This window comes from Streptomyces tyrfis, assembly GCF_037034285.1.
In the GTDB taxonomy this organism is placed as follows: Bacteria; Actinomycetota; Actinomycetes; order Streptomycetales; family Streptomycetaceae; genus Streptomyces.
In genome coordinates, this window is the sequence record NZ_JBAGJZ010000014.1 from 45,179 (window position 1) to 63,116 (window position 17,938).

The following is a 17,938-nucleotide window of genomic DNA, read 5'->3' on the forward strand; positions in this document are numbered from 1 at the left end:
GGTGGTTCCCGGGACTCCGGATGGCCGGGCCGGTCGGGGCGAACCGGCTCTGGGCCGGGCCGGCCGGGCGTGCCGTATCTGCCCGGGGCGGGCAGGCGGGCCCGGGTACGCCGCTTGCGCCTTGGACGCCCTGGGCGATGCTCCGGTCCGGGGTGCTGCGGGCGTCAGGTGGTGCGTTTGCAGCTGCTTGCGGGTGGTGTCGAGGCCGGAGGCGGATCACGTGTGGGCAGCAGGTGGCCGGGCGGGCCGCCCGTTGTGGGGAGGCCCGCCCGGCCGGACTGCGTGGCTACCGGACGTCGTAGGCGCGGGTGATGGTCTGGGTGACCGCGTTGCCGTTGGCGTCGGTGAAGGCGGCCTTCAGCATGACCTGCTTGCCGGAGGCTCCGGTGTGGTCGAGGACGGCCGTCCACTTGCCGTCCTGCTGCTCGGTCGGCGCCTGGGTCCAGGTGGTGCCGCCGTCGTAGGAGTAGGACAGCGATGCCGCCTTGACAGCGCCGGGGGTGTACTCGGCGTGGCCCTCGACCGACAGACCGACCTTGATGCCCCTCTGCGCGGGCAGCGTGTTCAGGCCGTCCACCGGCACGTCGTACGCCGGGTGGAGGATCGGCAGGCCGCGTGAGTAGACGTCCGGCTCCCGGTGCGAGCGGAAGCTCCAGGTGGTGTCCGCGGCGGTGGAGCGCAGCCAGTTGCGGTCCCCGGAGTAGATCTTCTCCAGGTGCTGGGTGAGCTCGTACACGGAGTCCTCGTCCGGCACCTCGAACACGCCGTAGGGGTAGGCGAGCCGGCCGATCTGCTCACCATTGCGCTTCAACGTCAGGTTGCCGATGTCGCCGAACGACCCGCCGTAGGACCAGTGGTCGCCGGAGCCGTCGACCCAGAGAGCGTTCTGGATGCCGAACAGGTTGCCCTGCCGCTCGGCGGCCAGCATCAGCCGGCCGTCGGCGTCGCGCGCCGCGCCCGGCCGCAGGGGGCCGCCGTACCACTCCTCGGCGCTCCGCTGTCCGGCCCTGTAAGTGCGCTCCTGGTCACCCATGAACGCGGCGAACGGGAAGCTGGTCATCGCACCGTGGTACCAGGCGTCGTCGCCGGTCGTGTAGTAGGCGGTGCGGGTGGCGGGCGCGTGGACCTGGCCGTACGCGCTCACCGGGATGTAGGCACCGCTGCTGCCGGAGGGGCGGATGAACAGCGCGTCGATGTAGTCGGCCTCCTTGCCCATGGCGTTCCACGTTTCGGTGACCTGGGCCAGCTTGGTGTCCTTGGGCTTGTAGACCTGGTCGGACTGCAGCGGACCCGAGGTCGGGAACGACAGGTTGTAGACGTAGGGCGAGCCGTTCTCGGAGCCGCTCGCGCGCCAGGTGGGCCGGAACTCGAAGGTGCCGTTCTTGGCGCGTCCGTCGACGTCTGCGTAGAACCTCTGGACGGTGCCGTCTGCCGTGAGCGTTCCGGATACCTGCCAGGTTTCGTCCCACGTGCGGGCGTAGCTGAACGTGGTGTTGTTCACCGTCGAGGGCCGGTCGGTGTGCAGGCTCAGCCGGTGGGCCTTGCGGGCGTCGAGGACGACGGTGGTGTCGTGGCTGATCCGCAGCTGCGGGTTCGCGAGGTAGCTGACCGATTCGGGCGCGTTGTTCGCGTCGTTCGTCGCCACGAAGCTGCTGAGGGCATAGTCGCCCGGGCGCACACGGTACATCTGCTCGGCCGCACCCTGGTTTTTGCGGCGCTCGCCCTTGTCGATGTCGAGGCTGACGAGGTCCAGGGAGGAGGTGCCGGTCGCGGGCTTGCCGTTGCGGTCGATGACCTTGACCCGGAGGGTGAACGTCTCCGGCTGGACGTAGAGCGTGACGGGCACGGAGATGTGCGCATCGCCGCTGGTGGCCAGGATCCGGCTGGTGACAGCGCCGTACTGGGCGTCCTTGAGGCGGGCGGTGGGGTCGATCCGCACCGGCACCTGAGCGGTGGCCCCCGCGGGGACCCTCACCTTCTTCTGCTCCAGCTTGATGACGCCGGAGTTGACGTCGCTGCCGTCGCTGCCGTGCACCCCGCTGACCTTCAGGTTCAGGGTGAGGTCGCTGCCGCTGATGTTGGTGAAGGGCACCTGCACGGTGGTGCGGTCCGAGGCGTCCTGCGGCCAGTTGTAGCTGCCGGCCTGGACGGCGGGCGCGGAGAGCACCTTCTGGTTCACGGCGCCGAACACGTCGAGGACCCCGCCGCCGGTCTGGTCGGCGCCCGCGACCTTGCCGCCGGTGCGTGCGGAGGAGACCAGGGCGGCCTTGATCTGCTGTGCGGTCCAGTCCGGATGGGCCTGACGGACGACGGCCGCGGCGCCCGCGACATGCGGGGTGGCCATGGAGGTGCCGGACATCGTCCGGTAGGCGTAGACGCCGCGGCCGCCCGCTGCGGCTGCCGAGATGTCGACGCCGGGGGCGGCGATCTCGGGCTTGAGGGTGTGGGTGACGGCCACGGGGCCGCGGCTGGAGAACTGCGCGGTGGTGTCGTCGCGGTCGACGGCGCCGACGGTCAGCACGCCGGGCACGCAGCCGGGCGAGGAGACGGTCTCGGCGCCCGGACCGGCGTTGCCGGCGGCGACGACGAACAGGGTGTGCTTGTTCTTCGACAGCTCCCGCGTGGCCTGGGCCATCGGGTCGCCGCAGTCGCCGATCGTGGGGTTGCCCAGGCTCATGGAGACGACGTCGGCCTGCCGGTCGACGGCCCACTGCATACCCGCGATGATCCAGGAGTCCTGGCCGTAGCCCTGGTCGTTGAGGACCTTGCCGACGAGCAGGGAGCTACCGGGGGCGACGCCCTTCTTGCGGCCGTCACTGGCCGCTCCGGACCCGCCGACCGTGGAGGCGGTGTGGGTGCCGTGCCCCTGCCTGTCGTCGGTGGTCTTGGAGTCCGTGAAGTTCTTTGCCTCGGCGACCCTGCCCACCAGGTCCGGGTGCTCGGCGTCCACGCCCGTGTCCAGCACGGCGACCTTGGTGCCCTTGCCGTCGTAGCCGGCAGCCCAGGCCTCCGGCGCGTGCACCTGAGCGGTGGACCGGTCCAGTGTGGCCTCGACCTTGCCGTCCAGCCACAGCTTGTTCACCGTGGAGCCGGAACGTGAGCGGGCGTTGGTGATGTCCTGCCAGAAGGCGGCGGCGGTGTCCTTGCCCGCCCTGAGCGCGACACCGTTCACAGCCGGGAGGCTCAGGCTCCGCTCGGCCCCGCGAGGAGCCGCTGGCGCGCTCGCGGCAACGCTCACACTGTTCCGGTAGGTGGCGATAAGCGGCAGCGCGTCGGTGTGCGTGTCATCGTATCCCTGGCGAATGAGCCCAGTGACGTTGAACAGTTGCTCGTCGACCTTGCCCTCGGCGATCGCCTGGGAGGCGTGCTCCGGGTAGACGTAAAGGTCCTCGCCCATCTGATAGGTCTGGGCCATCGGCTGCGTACCGTCCTCGCGGGGCAGCACGGCCGCCGAACTGCGGCCTGACGCGTCCGTGGTCACCAGTACCTTGTCGCCGGTGATCAGCGTGACCGTCACCTGCTTGCCGCCCGTTGCGGCGGTCCCGCTGCCGATGACTGGCCTCTTCCCCGAGGTCCCGTCAGGTGGCATATCCGCCGCCCCGGAAGGCGCGACTGCGGTGACGGCCAGAACGGTGGCGGTCGCCGCGCCCAAGGCTATACGGGTTATGGGGCGCATGAATCTCCTCGTTGACGCTGTGAACATGCCATGCTGGAGCCGCAGCCTGGCAGACTTGCGGATTGCGTGGGGGACGCCGGGCGTGGCGGGTTTCCCGCATGACGGGTCTCCGCCACAAGGTCACATCTGGTGGTTCGTCGGCTCCGTGAGGCTTCGGGGGCCGATGGGGGGACGTCCGGCCGACACGGCGTTGACCTGCGGACAGTCGGCTTGCCGGACGTGGACGATGCGGGGATCGACGGATCTCACGTCAGGCCTCTGAAAGAGGGGGCTCATGTCGGGCCGTCGTCGCCGGTGGACCGCAGCTGCCCCGAGTCCGAGCACCGTGTGATCGTCGATCGCCTCGGCACCCCACTCGCCGTACGCCTGACCGACAGGATCCGGCGTGACATCCCCCGGCCGTGAAGCAGGTATCCGCGCCAGGAGTTGACGGCGGCCCTCACAGGGTGACCCGCAACAGGCGCAGACTCCTCGGCCCTCAGACCGACGAGGTCAAAGCCAGCCCGCACGTGCGGCGTGCCACCCGAGTTGCAGGCGCGAATCCGCTCTGGCAAGGTCCATCAGACGGCGTGTCCTCCGCTCCACGGTGCGCAGGGAGACGCCGAGTTGGGAGGCCGTCCGCCGGTCGGAGAATCCTGCCAGCAGCAGGGCGAGGACGTCGAGCTCCCCCTTGGTCGGCTGCTGATCGACTGTCTGCTCCGCGTGCACACCCGTGGTGGTGATGCGCAGCGGCCGGGCACGGGCCCATTCCATCTCGAAGAGATGGACCAGGGCTGCCAACAAGCCGCTGCGGTGCACCACGATCGCGCTCGGCTCGGCGTCGGAGTCCGCCGTGTCCAGCGGCACCATGGCGCGTTCCCGGTCCGAGACGACCAATTTCAGTGGCAACGAGTCGACCAGCCGGAGCTCAAGGCCTGCCTTGATGGCCGCACGCGCATCCCTCGCAACGTTGGGAGTGTCGAGGTAGTCCTTGACCGCCACGGCCCGGAAGTCGACTCCGCGATCCAGCACAGAACTCTCCGACATGCCGGTTTCCTCGCGGGGCACCGCGACGGGCGCGCCGACGAGGAAGACGAGCAGCTCCCGCTGGGCTCCGCGCTGAAGTTGATGGAACCGGTGGGCGACCTGCTCCATACCGACGACCACCTCCACGACACCACTGGCGGAGTGCACGGCGGTATTGCGGTACTGCTCGATGAGCATGGAGAACGCGCTCTCCGCCTGGTGGAGCGCATTACGCTGTTCGACCAGGAGCGGGGCCAGGGCCACAGAGGGCGGAGCAAGGCGGTAGCGGACGGACCGGGACCCGGTCGGCTGCCCGGCCGAGCCGGATTCCTCGCGGTCCGGCTCGGTGGCGACCGATACCAAACCCCGTGTCTCCAAGTCCGCCAGGACGCGGGAGGCCTCGGCCACGACGATTCCAGTCTGCCGGGCGAGGTCGTGCGCGGAGGCCGTCGGCTGGGCCATCAGTGCCGTGTAGACGATCTCCTCGGCCGGCCCCAGTCCCAGCGCCTGCAGCATCCGGTCCTCCTCGCGGGGCAACTGCGGTGTTCGGTCCTTGTCACAGCTCGTGTGGACCGAACGGATTCTTTTCCCCGAACCCTATCTCGCTGCCCGGTCTCACCCGAGATTCCTTCGGCGGGCAGGCGGTGAAGGAGGTGCCGTCCAAGGGCCGGTGGGGGTCGGGGTTGATGTCGAGCGCGGCGTGGACATGGGCGGCGACGTCGACGTGGCTGAGGTCGACAGGCGCCCCGATCGTGGCGGCCGCGCTCGCCGCTCGCCTCGGCCGCTTCGGCGGGGCCGGCGGCGCCTACCCGTGACGGGCCGCGAGCGAGGGATTCCTCGGCGGGCCGACGCAGGCCGTGAGCTCGGGCTGCGCCCGCACTACGACAAGACGTCCGTGTCGCACTGGATCGCCGGGTCCGTGCCCGGGCCGGAGGTGCGGCCTGCCATCGCCGAGGCGTTCTCCCTGCTGCCGGCAAGGCCCGTGACCTGCGCCGAGATCGGGTGGCCGCCGGCAGCGGGCGGGGGCTGGAGTCGGTGCCGGCGGAGATCGAGAGGGTGCGGTCCCAGGCGGGGCGCCTGGCCGAACGAGGCTGGCTGGCCTTCTCTCCGTCCGGACGGACGGTTCACACCGCGGCAGCCCACCGTGTCTGTTCCTGCCGCCACCGGGAAGCCGAGCGGGCGAGGCGACGGCTCATGAGCATGGCCGGGGAGAAGGAGATGAACGCCTCGCTGCTGGCGGGCAGTGTCTCGAAGTCCCGTAGCAGGCGGGGCGAGCGCATCGGCCACCCCAGCGTGCGCTCCACTACCCACCTTCTTGGCCGTACCACGAACCCCTTCATGTCATCGCCGCGTTTGACGATCTGTAGCGTGAGCTGGGGTTTCTTGGTCCTTGACCCCGGATCTCGAACGCGTCTATGCGGCTCGGGTCAGGGTGGTTGATGTCGAGTGGAGGTGCAGGGCCACTCCACGCCCGGGGCAGTCCGCCGGAGACCGTGCCGCCCCGGACATCCGACCCAGCCGCACCAGTACCGCTCCTGGCCGCCCACTCACCGAGAATCCCCCGTGCGTGGCCCGGTACGACACCACCCGGCCCGGAGGCTGAAGTCACAAGTGCACCGAAGCCACCGCCGCCACCGGGAGGCCGTTGGATCTTCATGGGCAGTGGCCAGAACCGACCGCCGGGCTCGGCGGCGAACCCGGTGGCGAGGGCGGCGAGGAACAGCGACCGTCTACCAGTTCACCGGTCCGGCGTGCGCTCCGCCGAGCGCACGCCGGACCTGCTCATGCGGGATCAGGCGGGGCAGGCTCCGAGGTCTTCCCAGACGCCCCATTCGCCGGTGGTGCCGGGTTCCTCGCCCTGGACCCACCACTTGGCGCGCCAGTTGTGGCCCTTGTGGGAGACGGTGTCGCCACCGTTGTAGACCCTGCTGGAGCTCCAGGCCGTCGCGGTGCAGCTGCCTGGGTCGGTGCCGCCACCGTCACCGCCACCGGTGCCGCCGATGTTCACGTCGATGCAGGAGTAGAAGGCGTTGCCGGTGTCGGCCACGTTCCAGACGGCGAGCACCTTCTGCTTGCCGGTGAAGCTGCCGAAGTTCACCTCGTGGCTGACGTCGGGAGCGGGCTGGGCGTTGTTGCCGCTGAACTCGCCGATCTTCGTGTTGCCGATGAAGTACTGCCAGTTGGAGGTGGCGTGCCGCGCGGTGTGGTGCCACGTGAAGGTGTATGTGGAGCTGACGGGGGTGACGCGCCAGCCCTTGTTGTCGTCGTCCAGCTCGGCGAACTGGGCGTTGCCGCCGCTGCAGCTCTTGAGGCCCTTCGGCCCCTCGACGCTCTGCGGCTCATACTTGATCTGACCGCACTGGACGACGCCCGCGGCGCACTGGTCCTGGCGGCTGTTGGGCGAGGTCACCCAACCGTGGGCACTGGCGGAGCCGGCCGGAAGGCTGACGGCGAGCAGCGGAGCGACCAGGGCCCCGACGGCGACAGCCACCCGTCTTTTCATGTTCATGACATGCACTTCCTTCGATGCGTTTGCCGAGACTTGGTCCAGACCCGCGGCGCGTTAGGTCTAGACCATAGCGGCGAACGGGGCCCGGTCAAGAGGTAGCGCGCAGGTCGGGGCAACTTCGTGGGCCGCGCCCCGCTCGGGCCCGGGTGCCGCGTTCGGTGCGTGCACGGGAAGACGTCGCGTGCTTGCCCCGGCCCGGGACACACCACTCGGCAGCGAGGACGGACAGCGCCGGTGGTCACGCGACTGGTGTCGCGCGACGCCCCGATGTGCGGGCCGGTGAAGAAGGAGTCCGCGCGATACAGAGCGGCCAGAGCAGTCTGCTCCGAGGCCCCGGCCGTGACCGGTCGGTGAGCAGGGTCGACACGCCAATGCGCAGAGCGCAGAGAGGTCCCAGGTGCCGTCACCGCGCCCGGGACCTCGTACGTGTCGATGCTGTCGGCAGGGCGGCCGTGAACCCACGGAAACGACAGGGGTCACGGTCGCGGGCGGGCAAGTGTCATCGGGTCGGCGCGGTACCCGGCCCACATGCCGGACGGGTGGACGAGGCGATCACGGTCGTCGAACCTCACCTCGTGGAGGCGCGGGTGCCGTCCCTGCCCGACGCGCCGGTTACTCGACAATCCGGCCCGGGGCGAGCTCGGATGAACTCAGCGCGGGTCCACTCGCCATCAGTTCGCTTCCCCCTGCGGACGGGATCGCTCGACCGCGTTGTCGCCGCCCCCCTTGAACTGGGCCCGCTCGGCGCGGGCGCGGCAGTAGCTGTCCGCGGCGGTCTGCCGGGTACGCGTCGGCCGGCGGGCACGGCCGCGGGCGCCGATCGGTGTCGGTCGGCTCGGGCTCCGGCACCGTGCCGGGAGTCGGGATCGCAGGGTGCCGACAACCGTGCGGCCTGCCGAGGTGTTGGCGGCCTCGAAGACGTGGGCCTGCTCGTGGCGGGTCTTCGTCGCCCAGGCCGACGGTTTCCGGCACACGGTCAGCCGGCCAGAGTCCGCGTACGTCCGCGGACCGGTCCCATACGCCGGGGTCCATGCAGAAGACCGTGGAGCTGCCCACGGACCGTCATGCCGGCCCGTGGGCAGAGGTTCGGTGAGCGCCGAGCAGGTCGAAGAACGGTGCGATGACGCCCCGGCCGACTCCCGTCGGGCGGAGACTCCGGCTCCGGAGCAGCCGCCCGTCCGGCAACGGCGACCCGCCGGGGTCGTCGGATGGGCGGCCAGGGAACCGGTTCGCCACGGCGCCCGTCCGGGCTCCGGCGTCAGTCGCGTTCCACGTCCACGGTGGTCAGGCGGGCATATCGTTGCGGATCGGTGCGCCGGATGTGCCGGGCGACGACGAGTCCGACGCAGAACACCACGGGCAGCGGGACGAGCAGTCCGATGTTGACCGCACCGGAAGCCCCGGTGAGCAGGTCGAACCGCAGGACCGCGAGGACCGCGAGCACGGTCAGCCCGAGACAGGAGAGCAGCGGCGCCCACTGCGCACGGAAGACGGAGACCCCCCGCCGATCGCGGCGGAAGAAGCCGTACACCGCCAGGGCGGCGAGTGCCTGCATCACCATGATGCCCAGGACTCCGGTGCCGTTCGGCCACAGGAACACCACTGCGTACGGGTCGGCGCCGCTGAGGGCCCCGATGGCGATGAAGGCCGCCGCGAGGAGGCTCTGGACCACCACGGCGGTACTCGGGGAGCCGCTGCGGGACGAGACACGGGCCAGCGGGCGCGGCAGCAGCCCCTCGCGACCGAGGGCGTACATGTAGCGGGCGGCGGCGTTGTGGAAGGCCAGGGTGGCGGCGAAGGCGCTGGTGATGATCAGCAGATGCATGCTGTCGGAGAGCCATGGGCCGACGAAGCGGCCGGCCGCGCTGAACACCATGTCGGGGCCGTCGACGCCACGCGCGACCCGCACGGCGTCCTCGGCGCCGAAGGCGCCCATCACCACCCACACGGCGAAGGCGTAGAAGGCGGCGAGGAAGCCGACCGCCATGAAGGTGGCCCGCGGCACCGTGCGCCTGGGCTCCCGCGCCTCCTCGGCATAGATCGCGGTCGCCTCGAACCCGGTGAAGGCGCCGATGGCCAGGACGAACATGCCCGCGACCCCCGCGCCGCCCAGCGACGCCGGGTTCAGCACGGCGGGGTCGAGTGCGGCGGTGCCCCGGTGATTCAGCACGCCGCCTTCCAGGATCAGCAGGACGACGACCTCCAGGACCAGCGCGATTCCCAGCACCTTGGCGCTGAGGGTCACCCGGAGCCAGCCGAGGACACCGACGGCGGCGATACAGACCGCCGACCAGAGCCACCAGGGTGCGCCGAAACCGGTGAGGTCCTCCACACCACTCGATGCGAAGAAGCCGAAGCAGGCGACGAGCCCGATCTCCACCAGGTTGTAGGAGACGACGGCGACGTAGGCCGTGCCTATGCCGGTGGCCTTGCCCAGGCCACGTGCCACGTAGGCGTAGAAGGCACCGGCGTTTCGGACGTGCAGGCTCATGGCGGTGAAGCCCGCTGCGAAGAGTGCCAGCAGTCCGCCGGACAGGATGTATCCCAAGGGGGTGGCGAGTCCGCCCATGGCTATCGCGGCCGGAGCGACCCCGGCCACGGCCGTCAGCGGCGCGGCGGCGGCGACCACGAAGAAGACCAGGTCGAAGACGCCGATGGCGGCGCTGCTCAGGGCGGTGCCGCCCGGGTCCTGGGGCTCACCGGGCTGTGGGGCGGAGGCGTTCGGGTGTGCGGCGGGCGCGCCGCCGGGTTCGCTGGTGACGGACACGGAACTCCTAGGTGGATGCGCTGGGTCACTGCGGGACGCAAAGGATGAAGACCGCTTCGGGAGGAGGCCGGGGCCGTGGCGCTCCGGCGCCGGGGCGGGCCCGCACACATGCTGTGGGCTAGGGGGTGTCTGATAAATGAGTGCGGGAGAAGGAGCGGGGGCCGGTGCGTGCGATCGCAAGGCGCCGGAGCGTCTGCGTGGCGGAGCCACGTGGGCGGTTCGGCAACGCCGCGAGCGTGCGTGCCGGCCCCCGCGACACCGCAGGTATGTGTCAGACACCCCCTAGGACGCGTCGCCGCACCGGCGCCGGTCGGCGGGGGCGGCGCGACGACACGGCCCGGGCCGGGGCCCGGACCCCGCCGCCGGCCCCGGCGTTCGCAGGCACGATTCTCCGAGGCCCGGACGCCGGGGGGCGTACGCGACACTGCGCGCCCCTCGTGATCACACTCGCGCCCCCGCACGTGACCAGATCACCGACTGTCGCGTTGGTCAAGAGAGATTGACCGAAGCGAGCCGCCATGGTGCGGCCCGATCCCTTTCAACGCCGGTTCGAGAGGCTTCTTCATGGCCGACCACGCAACCCACGACGCCCAAGCGCGGGCCAGCCTGCATCTGTTGGTGCGGGACATCGAGCGGGTCCGGCGGCAGGTGGACGCGCTGCGCACGCTCACCGCCCAACTGGGCAACGTCTACCGACCGCGCCGCTCCGGCCCGTCCACGGGCTTCGTCGTCTACGGCAGGGCCCCGGCCCCCACCGTCAGGCTGGCCCAGGAACTGCGCGACAGCGTCGAGACCCTGGTCACCGCCGCGGTGGACTTCGACCGTTCGCTGGGTTTCTCCTGGGACGCGGTGGGCTCCGCGCTCGGGGTCACCAAGCAGGCGGTGCACCGCCGCTACGGCGCGCGGCGCAACGCCCGGCCGCCGGGAGCGGGCGAGCCGGCCGGGGACGCCCCGGTGCCGCGCCCGCTGCCCGTGGCGCCCGGCTCCGCGGGCTCGCCGGGCCTGCCCGCCGTGCCGGCCGCACGTTCCATGCCCCCGCAGCCCTCGATGGACCGCCCGGTCCTGCGCGAGGACCTGCGTCCCGGGGTCTTCCCCGGCCCGCGCAACGGCTGACCGTCCCGTCCACTGCCCCGCCGCGCCCGACGCCCGGCGGGGCAGCCGCGCGTCCGCCGCCGTACCCGGGCCTCGCCCGCCCCTGCCCGTCCACGGCCTAGGGCAGGGCCCCGGGCGTCACGGCCCCGTGCCGGAGCCCCGCACGGATCCCGCGCCCCGCCCCAGCACCGCGGACCCCCACCGCGGACCCCCACCGCGGATCCCCACTGCGGAATCCCCGTCATGGCCCCGCCGCCGGGGAGCCCGCCCGGTCCGGCGGCGCCCCGCCCGCGTCCTCGGCCACATCCCGCGGCCGCACCCCCGCGGTCCTTCCCCCCGGCGCGCGTCGTCAGCCGATGTCCGGCGGATCCACGCGGATCCGGACCTGGTCGCCGCCGCCGCGGGAGAGCCTGGCCGCCTGCGCGGCCTTCAGCGCGGCGGCCAGGGCCGCGCCGCTCCCCGGCGGGACCCTGACCAGGGCCCGCTCCCAGGACTCCCCCGGCGGTGCGTCCCCGGGCCTGCGGGGCCTGCCCGGTTCGCCCGTCGGGACCGGGACCGGGCCCAGCACCTCGGCCTCGGACGGCAGCGCGGCCACGTCGAAGAACGCGGCGAGCGCGTCCGGCGTACCGGTCACCGAGGCCATCCGGGACACCGGCGGGAAACCGAGCTCGGCCCGCTCCGCCAGCTCCCGGCGGGCGTGCCCGACCGGATCCCAACGCACCAGCGCCTGCACCGGCCGCAGGGTCGGCTCGGCGACGACCACCACCGTGCCGCCCTCCGGGCGGCCCCGCACCAGCGAGGCCGCCGCCGTCCACCGGCGCAGCGCCTCCTCGCCGGCCCTCAGATCGGGGCGCCCGACCAGCGCCCACCCGTCCAGCAGCAGCGCCGCCGCGTAGCCCTGCTCGGCCACGGGTTCCGCGCCGGGGGTGCTGACCACCAGCGCCGGCGCGTCCGGCACCGACTCAAGGACGTGGTCCCGCCCCGAGGTGCGGACCGGCACGGCGGGGAAGGCCCGGCCGAGCTCCTCGGCGGTCCGGCGGGCGCCGACGATCCGGGCCCGCAGCCGGGTCGAGCCGCAGGCGACGCAGTGCCAGGCGGTCTCGGCCCGCCCGCACCAGGCGCATTCCAGGTCCTGCCGGTCCGGCGCCTGGAGCGGTCCGGCGCAGTGCCGGCACCGGGCAGGTTCGCGGCAGCGCTCGCAGGCCAGCCGGGGCGCGTATCCACGGCGCGGCACCTGCACCAGCACGGGGCCGTCGCGCAGCCCGTCGCGGACCGTCCGCCAGGCCAGGCTCGGGAGCCGCGCCGCGCGGGCGGCCTCGTCCCGGGCCAGCTCGCCGTCGCCCACGGTCCGCACCAGCGGCGCCGCGGCCCGCAGCCGCTCGCGGTCCGGAGCGAGAGGCAGCGCCCAGCCGCTCTCCACCAGCTGGGCGGCCTCCACGGTGCAGCTGGTGGAGCCGAGGAGGAACGCGCACCGGGCGTGCGTCGCCCGGAGTTCGAGCACCTCGCGGACGTGCGGGAAGGGGGCGTTGTCGTCGCTGTGGCTGGAGTCGCCGTCGTCCCAGACGGCGACCAGCCCCAGGTCGGCCACGGGGGCGAACATCGCGGCCCGCGTCCCGACGACCGCCCGGACCGAGCCGCGCCGCACCGCCAGCCACTCCCGGTACCGCTTCTCCGGCCCGGACTCGGCGGTCAGCAGGGCGTGGCGGCCCTCGCCGAGCAGGTCGGTCAGGGCCGCGTCCACCCGGGCGGCGCTCCGGCCGTCCGGCATCACGGCGAGCGCGCCCCGGCCGGAGGCGAGCGCCGCGGCCATGGCCGCGGCGAGCTCGCGCGGCCAGTGCGGTCCGGGCAGCGCCGTCCACACGGCCCGGGGCGCGCCGCCCCCGGCCAGGGCCCGCAGGAAGGCGGGGCCCTGCGGGTATCGCTCCCAGCTCCCCGGGGCCGGCGGGGGCGGCGGGGGCAGGGGCGCGGGCGACGGCCGGGACTCGGCCCTGCCGTTGCGGGGCGGCACGGCCAGCTGCAGCACGTCGGCGAGGCTGCCCGCGTACCGGTCGGCGACGGCCCGGGCGAGGGCGAGCAGCTCCGGGCCCAGCACCGGTTCGGGCGACACCACATAGGCGAGCGCGGCGAGCGCCCCGGTGTAGTCGGACTCCGCGAGCCGCTCGACGAGGAACCCGTCGACCAGTCCGCCGCCCTCGCGGCGGCCGCCGCGGACGTGCCGGGAGCCCGCGCCGAACCGCACCCGCACCCGCACCCCGGGCCGGGCCTCCGCGTCCAGCTCCTCCGGCACGGCGTAGTCGAAGTACTGGTCGAGGTGGAGAGCGCCCCGGTTGACCAGGACCCGGGCGACGGGCAGCTCCCTGGCGAGCGCGGCGCCGCGCCAGGTGCGCGGCTTGGCCCGCGGGACCTTCGCCTTGCGCACCGTCTCGCGGATCAGCGCGAGCTGCTCCGGGGCCCCGGGGCCGGGGTCGTCGGACCGCTTGTTCTCGCTGCTCACAGCCCCATTCCTAGCAGACGCCACGGACAGCGGGCCTCCGGCGGAGGAAGGGCCGGGCGCGCATGCGCCGGGGCCCGGCCACCGCGTGCGGTGGCCGGGCCCCGGTGTGGGTGCACGCGTGGCCGTTACAGGCCGGCGGCCTTGCGCAGCGCCTCCACGCGGTCCGTGCGCTCCCAGGTGAAGTCGGGGAGCTCGCGGCCGAAGTGGCCGTACGCCGCGGTCTGGGCGTAGATCGGGCGCAGCAGGTTGAGGTCGCGGATGATCGCGGCCGGGCGGAGGTCGAAGACCTCGCCGATGGCGTTCTCGATCTTCTCGGTCTCGATCGTGGCGGTGCCGAAGGTCTCGACGAAGAGACCGACCGGCTCGGCCTTGCCGATCGCGTACGCGACCTGCACCTCGCAGCGGGCGGCGAGGCCCGCGGCGACGACGTTCTTGGCGACCCAGCGCATGGCGTACGCGGCGGAGCGGTCGACCTTCGACGGGTCCTTGCCGGAGAAGGCGCCGCCGCCGTGGCGGGCCATGCCGCCGTACGTGTCGATGATGATCTTGCGGCCGGTCAGCCCGGCGTCGCCCATCGGGCCGCCGATCTCGAAGCGGCCGGTGGGGTTCACCAGCAGACGGTAGCCGTCGGTGTCCAGCTTGATGCCGTCCTCGACGAGCTGCGTCAGCACGTGCTCGACGACGAACTCGCGGATGTCGGGCGCGAGCAGCGAGTCCAGGTCGATGTCGCTGGCGTGCTGCGAGGAGACGACGACCGTGTCGAGGCGGACGGCCTTGTCGCCGTCGTACTCGATGGTGACCTGGGTCTTGCCGTCGGGGCGCAGGTAGGGGATGGTGCCGTTCTTGCGGACCTCGGTGAGCCTGCGCGAGAGCCGGTGCGCGAGGTAGATGGGGAGCGGCATGAGCTCGGGCGTCTCGTCGCACGCGTAGCCGAACATCAGGCCCTGGTCACCGGCGCCCTGCTGGTCGAGGTCGTCGCCCTCGGAGCCCGCGGCGGAGCCCTCGACCCGCGCCTCGTACGCGGTGTCGACGCCCTGTGCGATGTCCGGCGACTGCGCGCCGATGGAGACCGAGACGCCGCAGGAGGCGCCGTCGAAGCCCTTCTTGGAGGAGTCGTAGCCGATCTCCAGGACCTTGTTGCGCACAAGGGTCGGGATGTCGGCGTAGGCCTTGGTCGTGACCTCACCCGCGACATGCACCAGACCGGTGGTGATCAGGGTCTCGACGGCGACGCGCGAGGTGGGGTCCTCGCGGAGGAGCGCGTCGAGGATCGTGTCGCTGATCTGGTCAGCGATCTTGTCGGGGTGGCCCTCGGTGACGGACTCCGAGGTGAAGAGACGGCGGGACACATCGCTCCCTGGGGTTGCAGCGGCTGCTGGCTGATCATTTGGCGGACGGCCGGGAGCTGCGCCCGGCGCGGTCCGCGGACAGTTTATCGGTCACTTTCGTCCGGCGGACAGCGCGTCTCGCTCCTTGGGAGTCGCGAGGCCGCCGAAAGGAGCCGTCAAGACCGCGAATCGGCCTCCCCGAAATGCGTTCCGTGCCCGGTTTTCCGGGGTTTCGGGGAGTGGCGGAAGACGAAACGAGATCTTCATCCCAAACGCGGCGACACGAGGTCCCAGACCGTGTCGGCAAGCGCTTCCTTCGGTCCGTGGGGCACCGGGGTCTCGGTGCCGTCGGCGGCGAGCACCACCGCCTCGTTGTCCTCGGAACCGAAGGTCCTGCGCTCTCCCACCTCGTTGACGACGAGGAGGTCGCACCCCTTGCGGCGGAGCTTCTCGCGGCCGTGGGCGAGGACGTCGTCGGTCTCGGCGGCGAAGCCGACGACGATCTGGCCGGGGCGGGCGCGCTCGGCGGCGACCTCGGCGAGGATGTCCGGATTACGGACCAGCGCGACGGGCGCCGGCTCCTCGCCGTCCTTCTTCTTGATCTTCCCCGTCGCGTACGCGGCGGGGCGGAAGTCGGCGACCGCGGCGGCCATCACGACCGCGTCGGCGTCCGCGGCGGCCTTCAGGACCGCCTCGCGCAGCTGCACGGCGGTCCCGACATGCACGACGTCGGCGCCCGCCGGGTCGGGCAGCTGGGTGTTGGCCTCGACGAGGGTGACCCGGGCGCCCCGGGCGACGGCGGTGCGGGCCAGGGCGTAGCCCTGCTTGCCGGAGGAGCGGTTGCCGAGGTAGCGCACCGGGTCGAGCGGCTCGCGGGTGCCGCCGGCGCTGATCACCACGTGCCGCCCGGCCAGGTCCGGTCCGACGGGCCCGCGGGCCAGCACCCGGCGGCAGACCTCGAAGATCTCCCCGGGGTCGGGCAGTCGGCCCTTGCCGGTGTCGGCGCCGGTGAGCCGGCCGACGGCGGGCTCGACGACGACGGCCCCGCGCCGGCGCAGCGTGGCGACGTTCTCGCGGGTGGCGGGGTGCTCCCACATCTCGGTGTGCATGGCGGGCGCGAAGACGACCGGGCAGCGGGCGGTGAGCAGGGTGTTGGTGAGCAGGTCGTCGGCGAGGCCGTGGGCGGCCCGGGCGAGGGTGTCTGCGGTGGCGGGGGCGACGACGACCAGGTCGGCGCCCTGCCCGATCCGTACGTGCGGGACCTCGTGGACGTCGTCCCAGACCTCGGTGGCGACCGGGTGGCCGGAGAGCGCGGACCAGGTGGCCTCCCCGACGAACTTCAGCGCCGACCCGGTCGGGACGACCCGTACGTCGTGACCGGACTCGGTCAACCGGCGCAGGAGTTCGCACGCCTTGTACGCGGCGATGCCTCCGCTGACCCCAAGAACGACCTTCGGCTTGTCCACTGCGTCTCCCCGCACTCGGATTCGGACACCCCCATGCTGCCGCACCGCGACCGGTCGGGGGCCGCCGCCCCCGGGCACACCACAGGCCCGGCGGACGCGGCCGCCGGGCCTGTGGTGAAGGTGCGGTTCCTGCTTACTGCGCGGGGCCCTCGACGGCCTCGGAGGTGAGCAGGCCCGCGTTGATCTCGCGGAGCGCGATCGAGAGCGGCTTCTCGTGCACGTGGGTGTCCACGAGCGGGCCGACGTACTCCAGGAGGCCCTCGCCGAGCTGCGAGTAGTACGCGTTGATCTGGCGCGCGCGCTTGGCGGCGTAGATCACGAGGCTGTACTTCGAGTCGGTGGCCTCGAGGAGCTCATCAATCGGCGGGTTGATGATGCCCTCGGGCGTGGTGATGGAAGAGGACACTCTCTGCCTTCCGAAGGGGGTGAGGATCAAAGAAACCTTTGACGGCGCGGGGCTACCCGAGGGCGAATGAACCGGCCGCGTCGGCGTCAGTCGTCTGCGCCGGGTCGGTCGTCGCCTTCGTCGCCGTCGCTGCGGCCGGAAGCCTCCAGCATCAAGGCTAGCAGCTCACGTGCCACGTCCTGGACGGAGGTGTTGACCAGGGTGGTGTCGAACTCGGACTCGGCGGCCAGTTCCACCTTGGCGGCGGCGAGCCGGCGCTCGATGACCTCGGCCGACTCGGTCCCGCGGCCGGTGAGCCGGCGGACCAGCTCGTCCCAGCCGGGCGGGGCCAGGAAGACGAGCCGGGCGTCCGGCATCGACTGGCGGACCAGCCGGGCGCCCTGGAGGTCGATCTCCAGCAGCACCGGCTCGCCCGCGTCCAGGCGGTCGAGGACCGCCCGGCGCGGCGTGCCGTACCGGTTGCCGGCGAACTCGGCCCACTCCAGCAGCTCGCCGTTGGCGATCAGCTTGTCGAACTCGTCGTTGTCCACGAAGAAGTAGTGGACCCCGTCGCGCTCGCCGGGGCGCGGCTTGCGGGTCGTCGCCGACACCGAGAGCCATACCTCGGGGTGGGCCTTGCGCATATGGGCGACGACCGTGCTCTTGCCGACCCCGGAGGGGCCGGAGAGCACGGTCAGCCGCGGACGTACGTCCGGGGGCACGGGGGAGGTCCCCCGGGATGTTGCAGCCATGGAGCGATTATCCAGGTTCCCGGGGGTCCCCGGGAACTCAGGCCGCGGTGCCGCCGAACTCGCGCTCCAGGGACGCGATCTGGTTGGAGCCGAGGCCCCGGACCCGGCGGCTCTCGGAGATGCCGAGCCGCTCCATGATCTGCTTGGCGCGGACCTTGCCCACGCCGGGCAGGGACTCCAGCAGGGCGGAGACCTTCATCTTCCCGATGACTTCGTTCTCCCGGCCCTGCTTGATGACCTCGTGGAGGGAGGCGCCGGAGTGCTTGAGTCGATTCTTGACCTCGGCCCGCTCCCGGCGAGCCGCGGCGGCCTTTTCGAGCGCGGCTGCGCGCTGTTCAGGGGTAAGGGGCGGAAGAGCCACGCCTACGTCACCTCGGATGTCGATCTGTCGGATACGGACCGGTGAGAGGTTGTACGCCCCACACCAGGTGAGCGACGAACACCGCGTGCACGTCGGCTCTCGA

The 17,938-nt window shown here is 72.4% G+C and carries 12 protein-coding genes; 1 reads left to right on the forward strand and 11 read right to left on the reverse strand.

Going from position 1 to position 17,938, the window contains the following annotated elements:
• Nucleotides 1-286: 286 nt before the first annotated feature.
• The 5 genes from WA762_RS13255 to WA762_RS13280 form a co-directional block, all read right to left on the reverse strand.
• Nucleotides 287-3,676, reverse strand: coding sequence for a S8 family serine peptidase (locus tag WA762_RS13255; RefSeq protein ID WP_335935753.1), 3,390 nt, complete (start codon nt 3,674-3,676; stop codon nt 287-289).
• 492 nt (nt 3,677-4,168) lie between these two features.
• Nucleotides 4,169-5,197 (reverse strand): helix-turn-helix domain-containing protein, encoded by a 1,029-nt coding sequence (locus WA762_RS13265; protein ID WP_335935755.1) that lies wholly within the window; start codon nt 5,195-5,197, stop codon nt 4,169-4,171.
• 608 nt (nt 5,198-5,805) lie between these two features.
• Complete coding sequence (locus tag WA762_RS13270; protein WP_335935756.1) at nt 5,806-5,985, reverse strand: hypothetical protein; 180 nt, start codon at nt 5,983-5,985, stop codon at nt 5,806-5,808.
• A gap of 488 nt (nt 5,986-6,473) precedes the next feature.
• Nucleotides 6,474-7,190: a lytic polysaccharide monooxygenase gene (locus WA762_RS13275; protein ID WP_335935757.1), complete on the reverse strand. Its 717-nt coding sequence runs from the start codon at nt 7,188-7,190 to the stop codon at nt 6,474-6,476.
• 1,258 nt (nt 7,191-8,448) lie between these two features.
• The gene (locus WA762_RS13280) at nt 8,449-9,957 is read right to left on the reverse strand and encodes an APC family permease (protein WP_335935758.1); all 1,509 of its coding nucleotides are present in this window, start codon (nt 9,955-9,957) and stop codon (nt 8,449-8,451) included.
• A gap of 564 nt (nt 9,958-10,521) precedes the next feature.
• Between WA762_RS13280 and WA762_RS13285 the strand changes: the two genes are divergently transcribed.
• Nucleotides 10,522-11,070 carry a hypothetical protein gene (locus WA762_RS13285; RefSeq protein WP_335935759.1) on the forward strand — a complete coding sequence of 183 codons (549 nt, stop codon included), beginning with the start codon at nt 10,522-10,524 and terminating at the stop codon, nt 11,068-11,070.
• Between the two features lie 328 nt (nt 11,071-11,398).
• Here the strand turns inward: WA762_RS13285 and WA762_RS13290 are convergent, their stop codons facing one another.
• The 6 genes from WA762_RS13290 to WA762_RS13315 all read right to left on the reverse strand — a co-directional run bounded on the left by WA762_RS13290 (nt 11,399) and on the right by WA762_RS13315 (nt 17,835).
• On the reverse strand, nt 11,399-13,543 hold the full coding sequence (locus tag WA762_RS13290) for a primosomal protein N' (RefSeq protein WP_335935760.1): 2,145 nt from the start codon (nt 13,541-13,543) through the stop codon (nt 11,399-11,401).
• A 125-nt stretch (nt 13,544-13,668) separates the two neighbouring features.
• Nucleotides 13,669-14,892 carry a methionine adenosyltransferase gene (gene metK, locus WA762_RS13295; protein WP_335935761.1) on the reverse strand — a complete coding sequence of 408 codons (1,224 nt, stop codon included), beginning with the start codon at nt 14,890-14,892 and terminating at the stop codon, nt 13,669-13,671.
• Between the two features lie 242 nt (nt 14,893-15,134).
• Entirely contained in the window at nt 15,135-16,337 is a 1,203-nt protein-coding gene (gene coaBC / locus WA762_RS13300; RefSeq protein WP_335935762.1) for a bifunctional phosphopantothenoylcysteine decarboxylase/phosphopantothenate--cysteine ligase CoaBC, read from the reverse strand.
• Nucleotides 16,338-16,470: 133 nt separating this feature from the next.
• Entirely contained in the window at nt 16,471-16,743 is a 273-nt protein-coding gene (rpoZ, locus tag WA762_RS13305; RefSeq protein ID WP_030610454.1) for a DNA-directed RNA polymerase subunit omega, read from the reverse strand.
• Nucleotides 16,744-16,829: 86 nt separating this feature from the next.
• Nucleotides 16,830-17,474, reverse strand: coding sequence for a guanylate kinase (gmk, locus tag WA762_RS13310; RefSeq protein ID WP_335935763.1), 645 nt, complete (start codon nt 17,472-17,474; stop codon nt 16,830-16,832).
• Nucleotides 17,475-17,511: 37 nt separating this feature from the next.
• The gene (locus WA762_RS13315) at nt 17,512-17,835 is read right to left on the reverse strand and encodes an integration host factor (RefSeq protein WP_335935764.1); all 324 of its coding nucleotides are present in this window, start codon (nt 17,833-17,835) and stop codon (nt 17,512-17,514) included.
• Nucleotides 17,836-17,938 lie beyond the last annotated feature (103 nt).

Excerpts from the sequence above, each read along its gene's own strand:
- WA762_RS13255 (WP_335935753.1), bottom strand. The coding sequence starts at position 3,676 with ATGCGCCCCATAACCCGTATAGCCTTGGGCGCGGCGACCGCCACCGTT.
- WA762_RS13265 (WP_335935755.1), bottom strand. The coding sequence starts at position 5,197 with ATGCTGCAGGCGCTGGGACTGGGGCCGGCCGAGGAGATCGTCTACACG.
- WA762_RS13275 (WP_335935757.1), bottom strand. The coding sequence starts at position 7,190 with ATGAACATGAAAAGACGGGTGGCTGTCGCCGTCGGGGCCCTGGTCGCT.
- WA762_RS13285 (WP_335935759.1), top strand. The coding sequence starts at position 10,522 with ATGGCCGACCACGCAACCCACGACGCCCAAGCGCGGGCCAGCCTGCAT.
- gmk (WP_335935763.1), bottom strand. The coding sequence starts at position 17,474 with ATGGCTGCAACATCCCGGGGGACCTCCCCCGTGCCCCCGGACGTACGT.